The sequence below is a fragment of the Veillonella montpellierensis DSM 17217 genome, from assembly GCF_000426745.1.
GTDB classification, from domain to species: domain Bacteria; phylum Bacillota; class Negativicutes; order Veillonellales; family Veillonellaceae; genus Veillonella; species Veillonella montpellierensis.
Genome location: NZ_KE384564.1, coordinates 1 through 17,095 on the forward strand (window position 1 = coordinate 1; position 17,095 = coordinate 17,095).

13 protein-coding genes are annotated in these 17,095 nt (G+C 39.1%); 3 read left to right on the plus strand and 10 right to left on the minus strand.

Features of this window, described 5'->3' with window-relative positions:
• Positions 1–150: 150 nt before the first annotated feature.
• The 8 genes from K357_RS0107760 to K357_RS0107795 form a co-directional block, all read right to left on the minus strand.
• Positions 151–678: an isoprenylcysteine carboxyl methyltransferase family protein gene (locus K357_RS0107760; protein ID WP_028258180.1), complete on the minus strand. Its 528-nt coding sequence runs from the start codon at positions 676–678 to the stop codon at positions 151–153.
• A gap of 200 nt (positions 679–878) precedes the next feature.
• Positions 879–2,663 (minus strand): 2-amino-4-hydroxy-6-hydroxymethyldihydropteridine diphosphokinase, encoded by a 1,785-nt coding sequence (gene folK, locus K357_RS0107765; RefSeq protein WP_028258181.1) that lies wholly within the window; start codon positions 2,661–2,663, stop codon positions 879–881.
• Positions 2,663–3,025: a dihydroneopterin aldolase gene (gene folB / locus K357_RS0107770; protein WP_028258182.1), complete on the minus strand. Its 363-nt coding sequence runs from the start codon at positions 3,023–3,025 to the stop codon at positions 2,663–2,665. The genes folK and folB overlap by 1 nt, the downstream gene beginning before the upstream one ends.
• Positions 3,022–3,858 (minus strand): dihydropteroate synthase, encoded by an 837-nt coding sequence (folP, locus tag K357_RS0107775; RefSeq protein ID WP_028258183.1) that lies wholly within the window; start codon positions 3,856–3,858, stop codon positions 3,022–3,024. The genes folB and folP overlap by 4 nt, the downstream gene beginning before the upstream one ends.
• Positions 3,851–4,420, minus strand: coding sequence for a GTP cyclohydrolase I (gene folE / locus K357_RS0107780; protein WP_028258184.1), 570 nt, complete (start codon positions 4,418–4,420; stop codon positions 3,851–3,853). Before folE ends, folP begins: the two co-directional genes overlap by 8 nt.
• Before the next feature lie 13 nt (positions 4,421–4,433).
• On the minus strand, positions 4,434–5,990 hold the full coding sequence (locus K357_RS0107785) for an ABC-F family ATP-binding cassette domain-containing protein (protein WP_028258185.1): 1,557 nt from the start codon (positions 5,988–5,990) through the stop codon (positions 4,434–4,436).
• 238 nt (positions 5,991–6,228) lie between these two features.
• Positions 6,229–6,801, minus strand: a complete 573-nt coding sequence (locus K357_RS0107790) for a hypothetical protein (protein ID WP_028258186.1) — start codon at positions 6,799–6,801, stop codon at positions 6,229–6,231.
• Between the two features lie 96 nt (positions 6,802–6,897).
• Positions 6,898–7,905 (minus strand): LD-carboxypeptidase, encoded by a 1,008-nt coding sequence (locus K357_RS0107795; RefSeq protein WP_038113996.1) that lies wholly within the window; start codon positions 7,903–7,905, stop codon positions 6,898–6,900.
• A gap of 402 nt (positions 7,906–8,307) precedes the next feature.
• Here K357_RS0107795 and K357_RS0107800 point away from each other — a divergent pair, with 402 nt between their 5' ends.
• The gene (locus K357_RS0107800) at positions 8,308–9,129 is read left to right on the plus strand and encodes a DUF805 domain-containing protein (protein WP_028258188.1); all 822 of its coding nucleotides are present in this window, start codon (positions 8,308–8,310) and stop codon (positions 9,127–9,129) included.
• Positions 9,130–9,835: 706 nt separating this feature from the next.
• Here K357_RS0107800 and K357_RS09580 read toward each other — a convergent pair.
• Positions 9,836–9,979 carry a YvrJ family protein gene (locus K357_RS09580; RefSeq protein ID WP_071838056.1) on the minus strand — a complete coding sequence of 48 codons (144 nt, stop codon included), beginning with the start codon at positions 9,977–9,979 and terminating at the stop codon, positions 9,836–9,838.
• Positions 9,980–10,128: 149 nt separating this feature from the next.
• On the opposite strand from K357_RS09580, the gene K357_RS0107810 reads away from it, so the two are divergent.
• Positions 10,129–11,313, plus strand: a complete 1,185-nt coding sequence (locus tag K357_RS0107810) for a hypothetical protein (RefSeq protein ID WP_028258189.1) — start codon at positions 10,129–10,131, stop codon at positions 11,311–11,313.
• A gap of 655 nt (positions 11,314–11,968) precedes the next feature.
• Here K357_RS0107810 and K357_RS0107815 read toward each other — a convergent pair.
• Complete coding sequence (locus tag K357_RS0107815) at positions 11,969–16,312, minus strand: acyl-CoA dehydratase activase-related protein (RefSeq protein ID WP_028258190.1); 4,344 nt, start codon at positions 16,310–16,312, stop codon at positions 11,969–11,971.
• A 664-nt stretch (positions 16,313–16,976) separates the two neighbouring features.
• Here K357_RS0107815 and K357_RS10130 point away from each other — a divergent pair.
• Positions 16,977–17,095 (plus strand): FAD-binding protein (locus tag K357_RS10130; RefSeq protein ID WP_038113998.1); only part of this gene is annotated, 119 nt, incomplete at its 3' end.

A 17,095-nucleotide genomic window follows, 5' to 3' on the forward strand; every position in this document is an offset into this window, starting at 1 on the left:
ACTGACCCCCAGTTTAACTGGGGGTTTAATCATGCCTATTCGGCGTACAATATATAAATCCCCCCATACTATTAATATGTATAGGGGGATTTAGTATATACAAGCTTGGTGCCTATCTTTCACAAAGATACATGCCCATAGGCCCACAATTTATAGACTGTTAGGTACAATTATATTTCTAAGTATCTGATTTTCTTCTCGAATACGTTGATACATAATCCAGCCATATACGGGGATTGCCACCATGAGCGTATACCACGCATGGCACAACAAGCAGATACCAATCAATTCAGGAATGATGTTTAAAAAATAATTAGGATGCTTAATATATCTAAAAAGCCAATGATTATTATAGGTGTGATCCTTGGCGACCATCAATTTAACAGTCCATATATCTCGCAACAATCGAGTAATCCAATACAGTATCATCATAGAAAAAACCGTAAGGAGCATACCAACGATAGATACGCTATCAATTTTCGTATGTGTCCACAAGCTTTCCATGAGAGCACATAGATAAATAAGACAATGTACAATGGCCATAGCCTTGCTAATTCCTTTGCCATATTCTACACCACCATTGGCCACTATACGTTTTTCATTCATCTTCGACACGCGTAAAAATAATAATCGAATTACAAAAAGTACTACTACCCAATACATAATAACAGTGTCCATATTCGCTTCCTTTCAAACTGTTACAACTAAAAATTAAAATATATTTCATGCTCCCATTGATACGTCTTATGTCACATATGTATTCGTATCTACTACACAACATGATTAACATTGACCATATGTGTTAATAATCCTATCTCATGGGCTCTGAAATAACTCGATTGTATAGCACCAACGTGCTATTCGTCAAGAATAGAAAATTACGTTTCCATACGACGCGCTACTAAGGCTGCCAGTCGTTTCTTCTTTTGCCTGGAAAGTAATTTTTTAGCCACTAATGACGGTGTTGCCACGCCTACAGTCATACAGAATACAATCATGATTCCCGTTATGCCTGATTGCAAAGAAATCCAGAACGTAGTTACGTCCAAATGACTCGATTGCATGAGAGAGTAGGCAAAACGATATAATAATACACCAGGGAACATGGTAACGATAGAAGGAATCGCCAATGTACCTGCAGTAGTGTTCACCATATGAGCCACGCGCATCATCAATACGCCAATCACCAAAGCCGCCATGAGGGTAGCCACTACGACGGATAAATCTCCATAAGCTAATAACACATTTCTCGTGCCCACCGCCACTGCACCGCCTAGTGCTATAAATGGCAATGTACGCAACGGTGCATTAAACATAGTAGAAAATCCAGTACCCACCAAAGCGGCTGCCATGATTTGTGTAATGTTCACATCCGTTGGCAAAATACTAAGACTACTCATGGCTACTTTAGGATTGACATGAATGGCCATCATAATGCCAGACGTCATAAACCCTACACTCAATAATGTGTGCATAGAGCGTCCTAAGCCAGCCATAAAGTAGTTATTTAACATGTCGTCCACTGCATTAATGAGTAAGACCCCCGGCATCAAAAACAATGAAGAACTAATCATGCCATAGGTCATGCCTTCCGGTTCCCCCGTCACTACATAATACAATAGGGCAATTGAGTTAGAGGCAAACGCACCAGCTGCGATATTGATAAATCCATTCACACGCCATTTTCTAAATAGTACAAACACAACATAGCCTACAAAAGTGCATACCCACGTAACACACGCCGCCCACTCACTGCCGCCGAACAAAATCGTTAAGGACGCACAGGCCAAACTCACTAAGACGGCTACTAGTGGTGAAGGATACATAGGTTTTCGCCGTGCAATAGCCTCTAACATAGATTCATATTCATCTAAGGAATAATTCTTTTCCAATGCGCGCCATGTCAATCGTGTTACATCGGTAACAATGGTCATATCTGTACTATAAGAAAAAGCTTTTAAAAAGTTAGTGTACGATTTAGTTTCCGATACAACGGATACCATGACCGTATTATACGTCACATTTACATGCACAAAATTTTTGGGAATCCCCATAAACACTGCAGCACGAATAATATCTTCTACAATCTTATCCGTACTAGCACCCTTTTCCATTAAAATACGTCCTGTCCGCACTAACAAGTTCATCTTGCGTCCAATATCTTTAAAGGGGTCTTTATAAAAGGGGATACTCTCCATCACTAATTCTTCAATGCGAGAAGAAATCGATTGGCCGTGATAAAAAAATGCAGGCCATAATTCTTCTAGGGGCATTAATACAAACGTGCGTTCCCAAAAATAGGGATGTGGCACGATTAAATCGTCATCACAAATAGATACAAGCTGGTCGTTTTTGTCAATCACTAAAATAATATCTAAATCTAAGGTGCGCGGCCCCCAATGCTGTGTATGTTCTCTCTTAGCAGACTTTTCTAAAGCTTGTAATTTAATGAGTATGTCTCGAGGGTTCCGCTCACTTTTAAAGGAACATACACCATTAAGAAATTTATCTTGATCAACATTTCCCCACGGTTTTGTTTCTGTACAGGAAGAATTTCTAAAATGGCATACATCCGTATCAGCTTCTAAGGCTCCTAAGGCTGTATCAATATATTGTTTTCGATCCCCCATATTAGAGCCATAACTAATATAATAGGTATACATTACTCGTACTTGCCTCTCGTCGTTACAACTTCTACATAATCTAATAGTCCTGCAATAGGTACAGACGGTTTACGTATAGCCACCCGAATACTATCTACGCCAAAGGTTTCACACACCCTATCCGCAATGACAGCGCCCACCCGTTCTAATAAATGGTAAGGTGTACCCGTCATCACCTGCTTTACCACTTCATAGATATCTACATAATTAATCGAATCCTCCAAACAATCCGTACGCCCCGCTTTTGATGCATCCACTTGTATTTCTAGATCCACAAAAAATCGTTGTCCCTGTAATTGTTCCGTTTTCAAATTACCATGATATCCATAAAATGCCATATTCTTTAATACGATAGTGTTCATAGTTCACCTCTAAGCAATACATCAGCCACCGCCAATGCTCGTTTATGCATTTCTACATTATGAACCCGTACCATATCGACACCTTGAAGAATCCCAGTAATACAACATGCTACGGTACCTTCATCGCGTTGATCTGCAGGAATATCGTCTAGGATAGTGCCAATAAACCGCTTCCGACTAGGCGCTAATAATACGGGATATTCATAGGCCGTTAGTTCACCTAATCGTTGTAGTACCTCAATATTTTGATTATAATCTTTCGCAAATCCGATGCCTGGATCTAGCCAAATATTTTGCACCCCTATCCCTGCCTTTAACGCTTTATCGATGCTCGAAAAGAAAAAAGCTTTCATATCTTCAATGATGTCATCATACTCATTGGATACAGCATTGTGCATAATAATAACAGGCACTTTATGAGCCGCCGCTACAGCTGCTATATCGGAATCATATTGTAATCCCCATATATCATTTAATATGTGAGCGCCTTTCGACAAGGCAAATTCTGCCGTTTCTGCGCGATATGTATCAACGGATACGGGCACAGTGGAGGCTTCTAAGACAGGAGGTAGCAACATTTCCAACCGTTCTAATTCTTCCTTAACCGTTAATTGCGTATGACCTGGTCTGGTAGATTCTACGCCCAAATCAATAACATCGGCGCCTTGAGCAATCATATCCACCGCATGAGCCACAGCGGTTTCCACGGTATTATACTTACCCCCATCAGAAAAAGAATCAGGCGTACCATTTAAAATGCCCATAATCAACGTCTTATCTTGCAATGTTAATGTTTTGCCATCATTCCATGTATAATTTCGTTTTTTAAACATGACTCGTTGTACCTCCCATAATTGCAAATGCTTCCTCTCGTGGGGCTCCATCAACGCCCAATACACCACGACCTTCTAAGGTAACCGTTTGTGTACCTTGCTGCATATCGCCACGAATTAGCATACACAGATGTATACCCGTAACACGAACTAATACACCGGCAGCACCTAATTCATTTTCAATCGCATCCGCTATTTGATTTGTTAATCGTTCTTGTAATTGAGGGCGTCTCGCCAAGATATTAATCACATCACCGAACTTACTAAGACCTGCTACTTTCCCATCCGTTGGTTGATAAATGATATCCACCATGCCATAGAAAGGCATTAAATGATGTTCACACATAGAATAAAAGGGGATATTCATAACAGATACAAGGCCCTCATACTCAGTAGGGAACACTTCACCCCATGCATGGCGAGTCGATTTTCCCACACCTTCAAACAACTGACTATACAACATAGCCACACGAGTCGGTGTTTTTTCCATGCCTTGTTGTTTTAAATCAATGCCAAAGGATTCTAAAAACAAAGCCATGTTCTCTTTTGCCTGTTCATTCACCGCACAAGTCTCCTTACACAATCTTCGTCGTCCAATCTTCAATATTCCATATATCGGTCACCCATGATTCATAAAATTCTGGTTCATGACTAACTACTACGATGGTGCCTTTGAAAGCTTTCAACGCCCGCGCCAATTCTTCTTTCGCATATATATCCAAATGGTTTGTCGGTTCATCCAGTACTAATACATTATAGTGCGATAACATAAGTCGACATAAGCGTACTTTAGCATTTTCACCACCCGACAAAACGCGCATTTGCGATGTAATGTGTTCATTCGTAAGTCCGCACCGCGCTAAAGCTGCACGCACTTCTTGATTCGTCATAGACGGATAGGCAGCCCAAATATAATCGAGGGCCGTGGTTTCGTTACGCGGCACATCTTCTTGTGCAAAATAGCCAATTTCTAAAAAATCGCCTTTCACAAGTTCACCGCTCACCGGTTTGATCATACCTAATATAGTTTTTAACAAGGTTGTCTTTCCCAAACCATTCACACCGCGAATGGCAATTTTTTTATTGCGCTCTAACTGAAAGTCCACAGGGCGCGTTAAGGGAACATCATAGCCAATTTCTAATCCAAAGGCTTCTACAATATAGCGGCTCGGTGTCCGTCCTTCCTTAAATCGAAACGTAGGCTTACTATATTCTTTAGGTTTCTCTAAGATTTCTATCTTTTCTAATCGTTTCGCCCTCGAATTAGCCATACCTCTCGTCGCCACACGCGCTTTATTTCGTTGAATAAAATCTTCCATGCGACTAATTTCTTGTTGTTGTCGCTCATAGGCCTTACGAGCTTGCTCTTTCTGCATTGCATAGGCCGCCTGAAATTGTTCGTAATTCCCCGTATAGCGAGTTAATTTGGCCTGTTCCACATGGTAAATCACATTGACAACGCGATTTAAAAATTCCATATCGTGAGAAATTAAAATGAAGGCATTCTCATAATTTTCTAAATAGTTCTGCAACCAATAAATATGTTCTACATCCAAGTAATTTGTCGGTTCATCTAATAATAAAATGGTCGGCTTTTCTAATAACAATTTTGTTAGCAATACCTTCGTACGCTGTCCACCACTTAGCTCTCCCACATTTCGCTCTAAGCCAATATCCATCAGCCCTAACCCTTGTGCTGTTCGCTCAATGGTAGCATCAATTTCATAAAAGCCACGCTGTTCCAATTGTTCCTGCCAGTCACCAACTTGTGATAGCAACGTATTCATACGATCTTCATCGCAATGGCTCATTTCATCATAGGCTCGTTGCATTTGTTCTTCTATCGTAAACAAATCATCAAACGCCGTTTTCAACACATCGCGAATCGTCATATGCGGTGCTAGTACACTATGTTGATCTAAATAACCGACCGTCACTTGGTTAGACCATTCAATCTTGCCTTCATCGGGAGGAATCTTGCCTATAATAATATTTAAAAATGTTGATTTGCCCTCACCATTCGCACCGATTAAGCCCACATGCTCGCCTTTCAACAATCGAAACGAGGCGTCCTCTAAAATCTGACGCGCCCCAAAGCCATGTGTCACATTAGAAACCGTTAATACACTCATACATTCTCCATCACTAACAATCGTATCATATATTAATAATGCACATTATAGGCACCTTTGTATCTATAATGTGCATATCATAGGTAAAACGGCTACATAACCTTCTTTTACACTAATTGTATTTGTTTATTATTGTACCGTGAATTCAAAGGTATGTCAAAAATAAGGAGCCTTTTATCAGTCCTTTTATCAAGTGTTCATTCTATATAAGAACTATCATATAGTGTGATACAATATGTTATTTCTGCTTATCATATTCACTGTTTTGTATAGGAAATACTAGTAGGCCTACATGCGTATATTCGTCCCAAACATACTTAGTTAATTCATACACATGTTGATTAGAAAACCAAGCGGCTCCACCCCTACAACGAACACCTGGCATACGTATTCCATGAGGTTCTCCATACTTAGCGCGTAAAACATCATACATAGCATTATATACCGCCTGTACTTCAGGATTATGCGTACCACCACTTGTGAATGTAGAAAGCACAAATGTATTACCTACCTTAGAAACATGATTCGTCGAATCAAACTGTATCCATACATGTTGGGATATACTAGGTGTAATATCTCGTTTTAAATAATAAGAATTCCATCGTTGACTAGACTCTTTTTCCCAGTCCTTCACGTCAGAAAAATTAAAATCAACTTCATCCTTAGGCATGCCTATATAGACGGTGTATATATTTTCTGGATTCGAGCTAATACGTTTTCCTACGTCTATCACATCCGTTGCATAGGCAAAACTAACACAGAGCAACGAAAACAAAACGCCCACCAATATAGATAGTGTTTTTTTTAGCATAATAAATAACCCCTTTCATAACACATATAATCCTATCATTCGATAGTCCAGACAGTAAAATTGTACATCATTGAATATAGGTAGTAAAAATGTACATCATTGCCGCTTACAATACGGTTCATATAGCAAGGTATTTGAAATATAGCGAAAATTAACTGTCGCCCCTAATGGCAACGGAATACATCGCCCCTCACGATTGGTTGGCAAGTAACATACAAATGGATCTCCTTTCGATGAACGACGAGACTCTTCCATGCACCGCAATAAATCAAATCCTATATCATCGCAACCAATACTACCACTAACTGCTATGCCCTGCACCCATCCCAATACATCCGTTTTTTGCAATTCTTTGATGCGCTGTGAAAGCAGTTTTACTTCGCTCTTTTCTGTATGCACCCAAAGTATCGTTTCTGTCGCCTCATCGTCTCTTAGTCTATACGGTGTATCCTGCAATGCACACAACGAGGACAAGGATCCTCCCAGTAATCGTCCCATCCCCAATTCAGTGCCAATCATGCCACGTGGTGGTTCTGGCAATGGCTCTATTACCTTACTTTTTCCCTCTACTAAGGCAACCAATTGCCACATAGATGTAGCCGCATCCGATACATACACTTGTTCTACATGCGGTTGATCCAATCTTTCACGAATCATATGTGCCTCTTCTACTGTACATCGACCTTGCTCCGCCAAAGATAAACCATGATAGGTAATTAATCGGCTCTCTTGATGCAAGGCACGATGAAACATTGTGCAAAGGTTCGCCCCTATACAGGGTTTATGATGATAGCGAATACGTTCATAATCTAATCGTGCTAATGCCTTAATTCCTATCGTATCATCCTGTGACACCATCACCGCATCACAATCGGCACTTGTCATATAGTGATTAAGCTCATCCATCACCACTTCTTGTGACACCCTCGTACTTGTTTGTACTGACGATGAGGCCCATATTAATTGATACCCTAAGGCTTGCCAAAGTAATGTTATATGTAATCGTTCAGCGCTACTCATCGTATGAGCGCTAACGACGGCTATGGTCATCCCCTTATGTAGTTGTGTAGGCAACCGCCATGATTTAGTATATCTGCTTTTCATAGAGTTCCATTCTTTCATCATCATTATACTAGTAGGGGAAGGCCCTATACACGGATATGGTCATTCACATATACGATGCGCCCACTTGTCTAATCCTACTTTCCCATACATCATTCTCACGCACTCATACCTATTAAACTCATCGCATGATACACGTCTCATTCTATTTTACTATACCAAGCTCTGCCGCGGATAGGAAATCATGCATCACGCCAAAACAATGTAACCACGAACTTTCATAAACGAACCTATTCCATGTACATACATGTACTCATTCACCATTACCACAAATGTAAATATTCCTCCATCCTATTAGCCTATACGCTAGTTATAGGTCATCAATTTTTGAAATAACCGCGTCTGTGTTATAATTTAAACATATAATAGTATGAGGAGAGATATATGGAATCATTAGATATTTTATATGCCATGGTCATCACTGCCCTGATTGGCCTATTAGGATTATGGATCGGTCACACAGGTCGACAAAAGAAACTTTCTATTTTTTCACTGCAAGGTCGTCTAAATCGCAGTCAATTTATACTAGGAACAATCATCCTATTTGTAATACTAAATGGATTAAGCACATTGACGCAATTACTCATTATCGATGCCGTCGTTATATTAGCTACCTATTGGGCCGTACGAATTGCCATGTTAGTTGGTCTAGTACTCATTACGCCATTTTTAATCACCTTATTTGCTCGACGCTTACATGATATCAGTCTGCCCTCTTGGCCTGCTATACCATGGACATTTTTTATTATCTATACCTATGTATCCAATCCAGTAAAGAATATATCCCTCATATATGACATGCTAATCATAGTCGTTCTATTGTTGCTCACCCTGCCCAACAATACTCTTCCTAATCAATATGGCATGCCACAAACATGGCCATCCTCTACACCTTCAAAACGCAGAACTAAACATATCCGTACTCATAAAAAATCCCTCGTGCACCCTGCGATGCCTAGTAGCTCATCCGTAGAAAGCCTTTCATTACGCGAGGAATTATTATCATCCAAACAAATGCAAAGGGGCCCAAAAAAGGTAACCACAACTGTCTCGTCAAATACTGCAGAAAAGGCGTCTATTATCACGCATATCCATAGCAGAGCGAATAGCTGGTTACATTCTTTACTGACTCTATGGTCTATCGTAAAAGAAATCTTTCAAACTATAAAAACTCGTCTACATACATTTCTTCACAATCAGCAATAATCTCATCCATGGTGACTACGAAACGTGATATACCCTTCCCTGTTAAAAATCACTTATACGAACGCAGCTACTTCAATGTCTATCACTTACATTCCTATCGATAGCTCGCAACACATAATCGGCTAGCACAGTATTACCTCTTGCATGTTGTCTATACATGCCGACAGATGATAGTACAAAAAGAATTCTGTCACTTACATTCCTTATTGCTAACGCGCAACACATAATCGACTAGCACAGTATGTATCATTTACATTTTTCCTATAAAGACCGACAAATGATGCATGCAAAAGATTCTATTACTAATATGATCCCATATAGATAACATACTATCGGTTTCTATATGTGTATGCACTATAAAAAAGGACGGTACCAAATGTAGTTTACATTTGGTACCGTCCTTTGCTTATTTTTTTAATTCTATGCAATTTTCTTAGAAATACTATAGTAAAACGAAAGAACATCTCTTATCTATATAGACATGATAGTCATAATAGAGTGCGCCCAAAATAAGAATACAATCCTCCACATCAACTCTATACCAGTACTACGCAATGTAACTAAAAGGAATCTAACAGAAAGATAAACCTAGTTCTATCCCTTTATAAAAATATCTCACTCCACATCGCTACATAAAGTATAAACGCCTTACTTTCCGGGACGTGAAAAACAGAAATAGATCTATAGTGTAACTCATATCCATCGTCTATTTACTACATTTAATAGCCTGTATCAATTCTTGTATCGTCGCTGCTAATAAATCAATTTTGCCTTCAAACCGTAGTAATAAATACAAGGCAACCACCATGGGAAAGCCATAATTAGCAGTGGCTTGTAATAGATAGTCCATATTACCACCTCCTACTCTATATATTTATAGTAGTAAAAGAATGTTAAATACAGCGATCATATATGGATTATGTATAAAGTGATTATAAAATCTCTCTATCTATGATATAATTTGTGTATTAATGAGAAATATTAACCCTTGGAGGGTCTATGAATAATATACTAACAAAACTATTACCATGGACGATTACCACGACGTTAGCATCAACAAAGCAGAAAGACTGTGCTACTGATTCCACAAAATCTGCCATGGATGATACAGTAGAGTTATATGACCATAAAGTAATCACTATTGAAGAAGATGTATTAAATCGAATATTGCGATCTAAGCTAAGAAATCACTGGCTATTTTACGCAATTACTTTCGAATTTGAACCAAACAATACGGTCTTGCTCAGTGTGATTACAAAAATGGGAAATGTATTTAACATCGTCTATTCTATCGAAGATGTATGGTTTGATGACTATACGTCATCATTTGAAATCAAATTAGATATTAGCGCCAGTGACATGGGCGGATTTATTTTAAATACCCTCTTCCATCTATTAGGGGCGTGGGGATTTAATCTAATTGGTGTTTTCTTCAATCCTATCCGCTTAAGTGAAGCAGGCTCTACATTGCGTTTTGAAAAAAATGGTGTAATTCGTTTTGATTTAACGGCACACAGTGATATACGTCATTTTATTCCTATGCCACCACGCGAGGAAACGAGTGTCGGTCCTATTTTATTTACCAATGTAAAAACAAAGCAAGCTGTATTACATATGGATTATTACGCGTTCCACGATCCCGTCAATACCTTTAATGTGCCAGATATTCCAATTAAAACTAGTTGGTTGCGTTCTATTGACATTGCCGCCGCTTTGCTATTACCTATTGGTGTATGGATTACCTTTGTCATTTTACATCATTATTTACCAACTCAAACGCTTTCCTTTACCTTTTCCACCTATTTTTTAATCTCCTTAGGTATTTTCTTTATTAGTTTCATCGTTATGAACATTCCTAGATATATTTACATGTATTTAGATTCTCGCAAAAAATGGCAAAGTGTGTTAGTTCACAACAATATTAAAATTCAGTTGAGAAAATTGCATCGTCGCATTTTCATGCAGCAATCCATTCTAACTACCGATAACATCGATGGAACTAGTCCCGAAGGAAAAGCAAGCCAAGCGCGCATTAGAGATTTATTATTACAAATTCGCGATAAACGCTTTTTAGCACAACAATTAAAATTAGCCGATGAAGATCGCGATAGAAAGCAAAAAGTTAAATTTATTATTGCCTATATTGTATGTACTTTATTAGAATGGATGTTACTGGTTCGCTAAAAAGAAACTCTCCAATTGTTGTCATCGAGAAAAAATTCAGTCACTCCTATCGATACATATGCTAACACGTGCGGTGTAGCCCATTCCATATTTCAGTCTTACCAATTCTCGACATGCTAATCAACCATAACAAAATAGAGGAAAGTTGAGCAAAGTGCATCAACTTTCCTCTATTATTTTCTTTTCAAGGGTCGCCTCATTTTTCATCATGCACCTAACTATACCTAGCAATGCATCCACCTAAAAACTAGCAAGGCATCTGACTATAGAAATGACACTCTCTGTCATAAATAGTGTTATCCTGTATGACCTTTACGCAAAGGATTACCACTCTGTGCAACGTTAAAAGGGCTCAGTACTTAGCATTTACTATCGATGAAAGATTATACCCCATATAAAATATACAACAATAGCTAGTCATCAATTATCGGATTGACGACTAGCTATTATGTTTAATAGGGAACCATATATAAACTATCTTACCTTATTAGGCTAGATTCCTAGCCTTTTACTATCAATTTCCGTCTTGTAATTCCACATTAGTGTAGCCATGATAGCCATTTATACAGCATAGGCGATTAGAAATGCTTTCTACGCCACACGTAACAATTACCTAGGAGAGCATATTTTCTAAAGTTTCCTAAAAGAACGCTCCTTACTCTTCAAACATGGTGGCTAACAATAATTTTAACCGATTCGCTTGGTTAACGGCACTCGATCCTGGATCATAATCAATTGCTGCAATACGTACATCCGGATACCGTTCCGATAAGGTGCGAACCATACCTTTCCCCGTAACGTGGTTAGGTAAACAACCAAATGGCTGTAAACATACAATCTGTTTTGCCCCTTTTTCAATCAAGTCGATCATATCACCTGTTAAAAACCAACCTTCTCCGCATTGGTTACCTAAATCAATTACGTGTGATGCTTCTCGTGCCACTTCTTTCATCGGTTGAATCTCATCGAAATGCTTACTTTTCTTTACCGCATTACTATAAGGGCGACGATACAATTCCATCAAATTACGTGCCAACGCGCCACCTAAGCCGGATAACCAAGAACCTGATAGATACTTAGCTCGATATTCACTATCCATAGAGCAATATAGGAAAAAGTCCATAAGCCCAGAGGTAACAACTTCTCCCCCCTCTGCTTCAATCAAATCAATAATATGATTATTAGCACTAGGATGGAATTTAACATAAATTTCCCCTACGATGCCTACTCGTGGCTTTTGAGGAATATCCTTGCGTGGCAATGTGTCAAAATCATGAATGATTTCTTTAATATATTTATTATACGTAAATAGGTTCGCTTTCAATAAATTATTCTTTAATCGCTGAATCCAATAATCACGTAACGCATTCGTAGCGCCCGCATCTCGTTCATACGGTCTAGTGGCTAGTACACATTGCATAATCGCATCACCATACACCATACCTTGCATCAAGCGATGTAGGAAATTACGAGTCAATGAAAAGCCTGGTTGTTTTTCTAGTCCGCTGGCATTTAAGGAAAGAATTGGTACTTGTGAAAGTCCTGCATCAATTAAGGCTTTACGAAGGTATCCAATATAGTTTGTCGCTCGACAACCACCACCTGTTTGCGAGATGATCACCGCAGTTTTATTAACATCATACTTGCCTGAAAGCAGAGCGCTCATCAACTGACCTACTACGATAACCGCAGGATAGCAAGCATCATTATTAATATATTTCAATCCCACTTCAATATCTTCTCTCGTTGGTGCTGGGATTAAAGCGCATCGATAGCCTTCTTGTGCTAATAACGGTTCAATCATGGAGAAATGAAGCGGCGACATTTGTGGTACCAAAATCGTATATTCTTTACGCATTTCTTCTGTAAAGACAACCCGTTCATAAGTGTATGGCGTTTCCAACTCATCTAATGATACTGGCTCTTCATGGTGACCACAACAACCTGTACAACATTGACAAGGTGATACGGCTAGAGATTGTTCATCTGATGATGGAGATGGACTTGCACAGCCACCAGAATCATGGCGCAAGGAACGAGCCATCACCGATTGAAGCGAGCGAATACGAATTGTAATGGCCCCCAAATTAGTACCTTCATCAATTTTTAGTACTGTATGAATTTTATGGCGGGCTGCCAAAATATCCTTTACTTGATCGGCTACGATGGAATCTAGACCACAACCAAATGAATTTAATTCCACCATTTGAAAGCCGTCGGTGCGACTGACAAATTCCGCCGCCCGATATAAACGACTATGGTAGGTCCATTGATCGACCACGCGAAGCCGTTCGATAGGTCTGCCTAATGGTGCCACGCCGTCCTCAGTAAGCACCGCAATTCCCAACGAGTTAATCAATTCTGGTATACCGTGATTAATTCCCGCGTCTAAATGATACGGTCTTCCTGCCAATACAATGGCGGGTATACGTTCTGCAATTAAACGGGATACCGTTTTTTTAGTAAGCTCTCTGTACTCTTCTTTCCACGTTTCTTGTTCGACCCAAGCCCGTTCAACAGCCTCTTTAATCGCCTGTTTGTCCACGTGTAGCACAGGAGATAACTCCTCCACTAAACGAGGAATTAATGGCTTTTTATCGGCTAATGGCAAGAATGGTGACAAGAAAGGCGTATCTTTCAAGACATCTTGCATATTGTTACGAATCAGTTCTGGATAGGAAATGACCATCGGGCAATGATAGTTGTTATCTCGACTATATTCATGTGGCCCCGCTTGGATACATGGATAAAAAATATAATCCACCCCTTGTTCCACCAATTCTTTAATATGTCCATGTACGGCTTTAGCTGGATAGCAAGCCGTATCTGATGGAATCGTATCTAAGGCAGAATTATACTGTTCTTTTGTCGTTTCCGATGACAATACCACTTCATACCCAAGATGAGTAAAGAAGGTGCACCAAAATGGAAAATCTTCGTACATATTCAATACGCGTGGAATCCCAATACGACCTTTTGCCTCATGAGAAGGTACGTTTCTCTTTAGATAGTAATCAAAGATACGACGTAACTTGCTGGTAATCAAGTTCGGCACTGGTTTATGCTTTTCTTGAATCATTTTTCCTGCGCCACGATCACAGCGGTTCCCCATCACATAGGTACGACCATCACTAAAAGCATTAATCGTCAACATACAATTATTCGCACATAGACCACAATGGCGCATGGTTGTTTCTACTTGTAACGTATGTAATTGCTCTGCATTCACTAATTGCGATGTGTGATTATCTTCTTCCTGAGCGTGTTCCTGTGCTAATAGTGCCATACCATAAGCGCCCATAAGGCCAGCCGTATCTGGTCGTATAACCTCTACGCCTAATAACTTTTCAAACGCGCGTAATACCGATTCATTATAAAATGTCCCCCCTTGTACAACGATGTGTTGTCCCAATTCTTTAGGGTCCTTTACTTTCATAACCTTATATAAAGTATTTTTAATGACCGAATAGGCTAATCCTGCCGCAATATCTGGCACACTGGCCCCTTCCTTTTGCGCTTGCTTAACCTTAGAGTTCATAAACACAGTACAGCGCGATCCTAAATCGATAGGCAACGGTGCCAGCATCCCAATTTTGGCAAAGTCCGCAATGGGTATACTCAAACCACTGGCAAAGGTGTCAAGAAACGAGCCACACCCAGAACTACACGCTTCGTTGAGAGTAATGTCTTCAATATACCCATCTTTTACTTTACAACATTTCATATCTTGTCCACCGATATCCAATATGAAAGTAACATCAGGGCAAAATTCACGAGCTGCTCGATAGTGTGCCATCGTTTCTACTTCGCCCACATCAATGCCTAATGCTCGTTTTAAAAAAGCTTCGCCGTAGCCAGTAACGCCCGTATGCGCAATATACGCATCGGCTAGCATATGGGTATAAATATATTCAATGATGGTCCGTGCTTTTTCAAGAGGCTTACCTTCATTCGGTCCATAATGAGAATAAAGAATCGCCTTATTTTCATCCATAAGGACTGCTTTTATCGTCGTAGACCCTGCATCTATCCCCAAGTATAATGGGCCCGTAGCAGTAGAAAAATCAGCCCGTAATGCCACGTCCTTAGCATGGCGTTCACGGAACTCCTTAATTTCTTCCTCATTGGCAAATAGCGGATCCAATCGGTCTGTCACTTCCATAGGTACATCCCGTAAGTCATCGACTTGTGTCACTAACTCGCCTAGCACTAAAGAACGACATTCATCTTTCATCAACGCTGCCCCTAGAGCGATAAACAGTTCTCCATTCTCTGGAATAATGCGACTATCTTCATCTAAAGCTAAGGTATCACAAAAACATTTTCGTAGTTCTGACAAAAAAGTAAGTGGACCACCTAGAAATGCCACATGGCCTTCAATCTTATGTCCACAAGCTAATCCTGCAATTGTTTGATTAACAATCGCTTGAAATACCGATTTAGCAATATTTTCATGAGATGCCCCTTGATTTAATAGTGCCTGTACATCCGTTTTAGCAAATACGCCACATCGTGCTGCAATAGGATATACCGTAGTCGCCTTAGCAGCCAATTCATTAAGACCACTCGCATCCGTCTGCAACAGTGTGGCCATTTGATCGATGAAAGCGCCCGTACCACCAGCACAACTACCATTCATACGGTGTTCTGCCGTCTGCCCCAAGTAGGTAACTTTAGCATCTTCACCGCCCAATTCGATGATCACATCTGTTTCAGGGTAGTAGTGCTTAATCGCTTTTGTTTCTGCAATAACTTCCTGCACAAAAGGAATGTCTAAATGTCTAGCCATAGCCATACCGCCAGAGCCGGTAATCACCACATGCACAGGATATTCTTCATATCCCACTACAGCTTCCTGTAATAAGGTATGTACTGTATCTAGAATATTCGCATAATGACGACAATATTTTTTATATATGTAATTATCTTCTCCATCAAGTAAGACAACCTTAACAGTGGTTGAACCTACATCGATCCCCATTCGTAATAGATCTTTCACTGAAGCCTCTTTCTGTATATTATCAAACACCTAGTTTGTGTACTTATAGTCTATACTACATCTAAAAATATAAATTTAATATAGTTTTAATTATACTATAAGATATATCTTTTACAAATAAAATGTATAGGATTCCTATAGAAATTAATGTGATAAATAAAATTTTACAACAATTCCATCTATAAAATCATCTCCTACCTAAGGATATGTAAAAAAATTACACGAAACGTTAATCAGATGTAAATGAAATTTTATTTCATATTTATTTTTTTATATCTATAAAAATTCACTAATGGCTGATTTACTATTCATACATATAGAATCCATTACAAATATTTATAACAGTCATAAATTATACTAATTATCACTAGTTACTTTACTATTATAATTACAATATTTTCTCCTAAAACTAGGTCTAGTATCCTTCTTACGTCTATATTTATCTATATACTATCAATATCATTTTCAAAACATATTTTTTATATGAAAATTCTTATCAATACAATAATTTCAAGTGTAAATCGCCTTATAAAGAGCTTGGACAAATTGATAATTGCAAGTATATAATGAGGTCATAATAATTATTGCGTATAATAGTTATTCTCTATATGCAATAACATGTTAGGTGACTCTGTAAGGAATAGGTACTGATGAGGAGGTAACTATGGAACAGTTTGATGTCCTAATCGTAGGTAGTGGTGGCGCAGGTATGCGTGCCGCATTAGAAGTAGGCCGTCGTAAAGGTCTAACTGTAGCGTTAGCTACTAAAATTTTCCCAACTCG

Excerpts from the sequence above, each read along its gene's own strand:
- K357_RS0107800 (WP_028258188.1), top strand. The coding sequence starts at position 8,308 with ATGGAATCATTAGATATTTTATATGCCATGGTCATCACTGCCCTGATT.
- K357_RS0107810 (WP_028258189.1), top strand. The coding sequence starts at position 10,129 with ATGAATAATATACTAACAAAACTATTACCATGGACGATTACCACGACG.
- K357_RS0107795 (WP_038113996.1), bottom strand. The coding sequence starts at position 7,905 with ATGAAAAGCAGATATACTAAATCATGGCGGTTGCCTACACAACTACAT.
- K357_RS0107785 (WP_028258185.1), bottom strand. The coding sequence starts at position 5,990 with ATGAGTGTATTAACGGTTTCTAATGTGACACATGGCTTTGGGGCGCGT.
- K357_RS0107790 (WP_028258186.1), bottom strand. The coding sequence starts at position 6,801 with ATGCTAAAAAAAACACTATCTATATTGGTGGGCGTTTTGTTTTCGTTG.
- K357_RS09580 (WP_071838056.1), bottom strand. The coding sequence starts at position 9,979 with ATGGACTATCTATTACAAGCCACTGCTAATTATGGCTTTCCCATGGTG.
- K357_RS0107760 (WP_028258180.1), bottom strand. The coding sequence starts at position 678 with ATGGACACTGTTATTATGTATTGGGTAGTAGTACTTTTTGTAATTCGA.
- folK (WP_028258181.1), bottom strand. The coding sequence starts at position 2,663 with ATGTATACCTATTATATTAGTTATGGCTCTAATATGGGGGATCGAAAA.
- folB (WP_028258182.1), bottom strand. The coding sequence starts at position 3,025 with ATGAACACTATCGTATTAAAGAATATGGCATTTTATGGATATCATGGT.
- folP (WP_028258183.1), bottom strand. The coding sequence starts at position 3,858 with ATGTTTAAAAAACGAAATTATACATGGAATGATGGCAAAACATTAACA.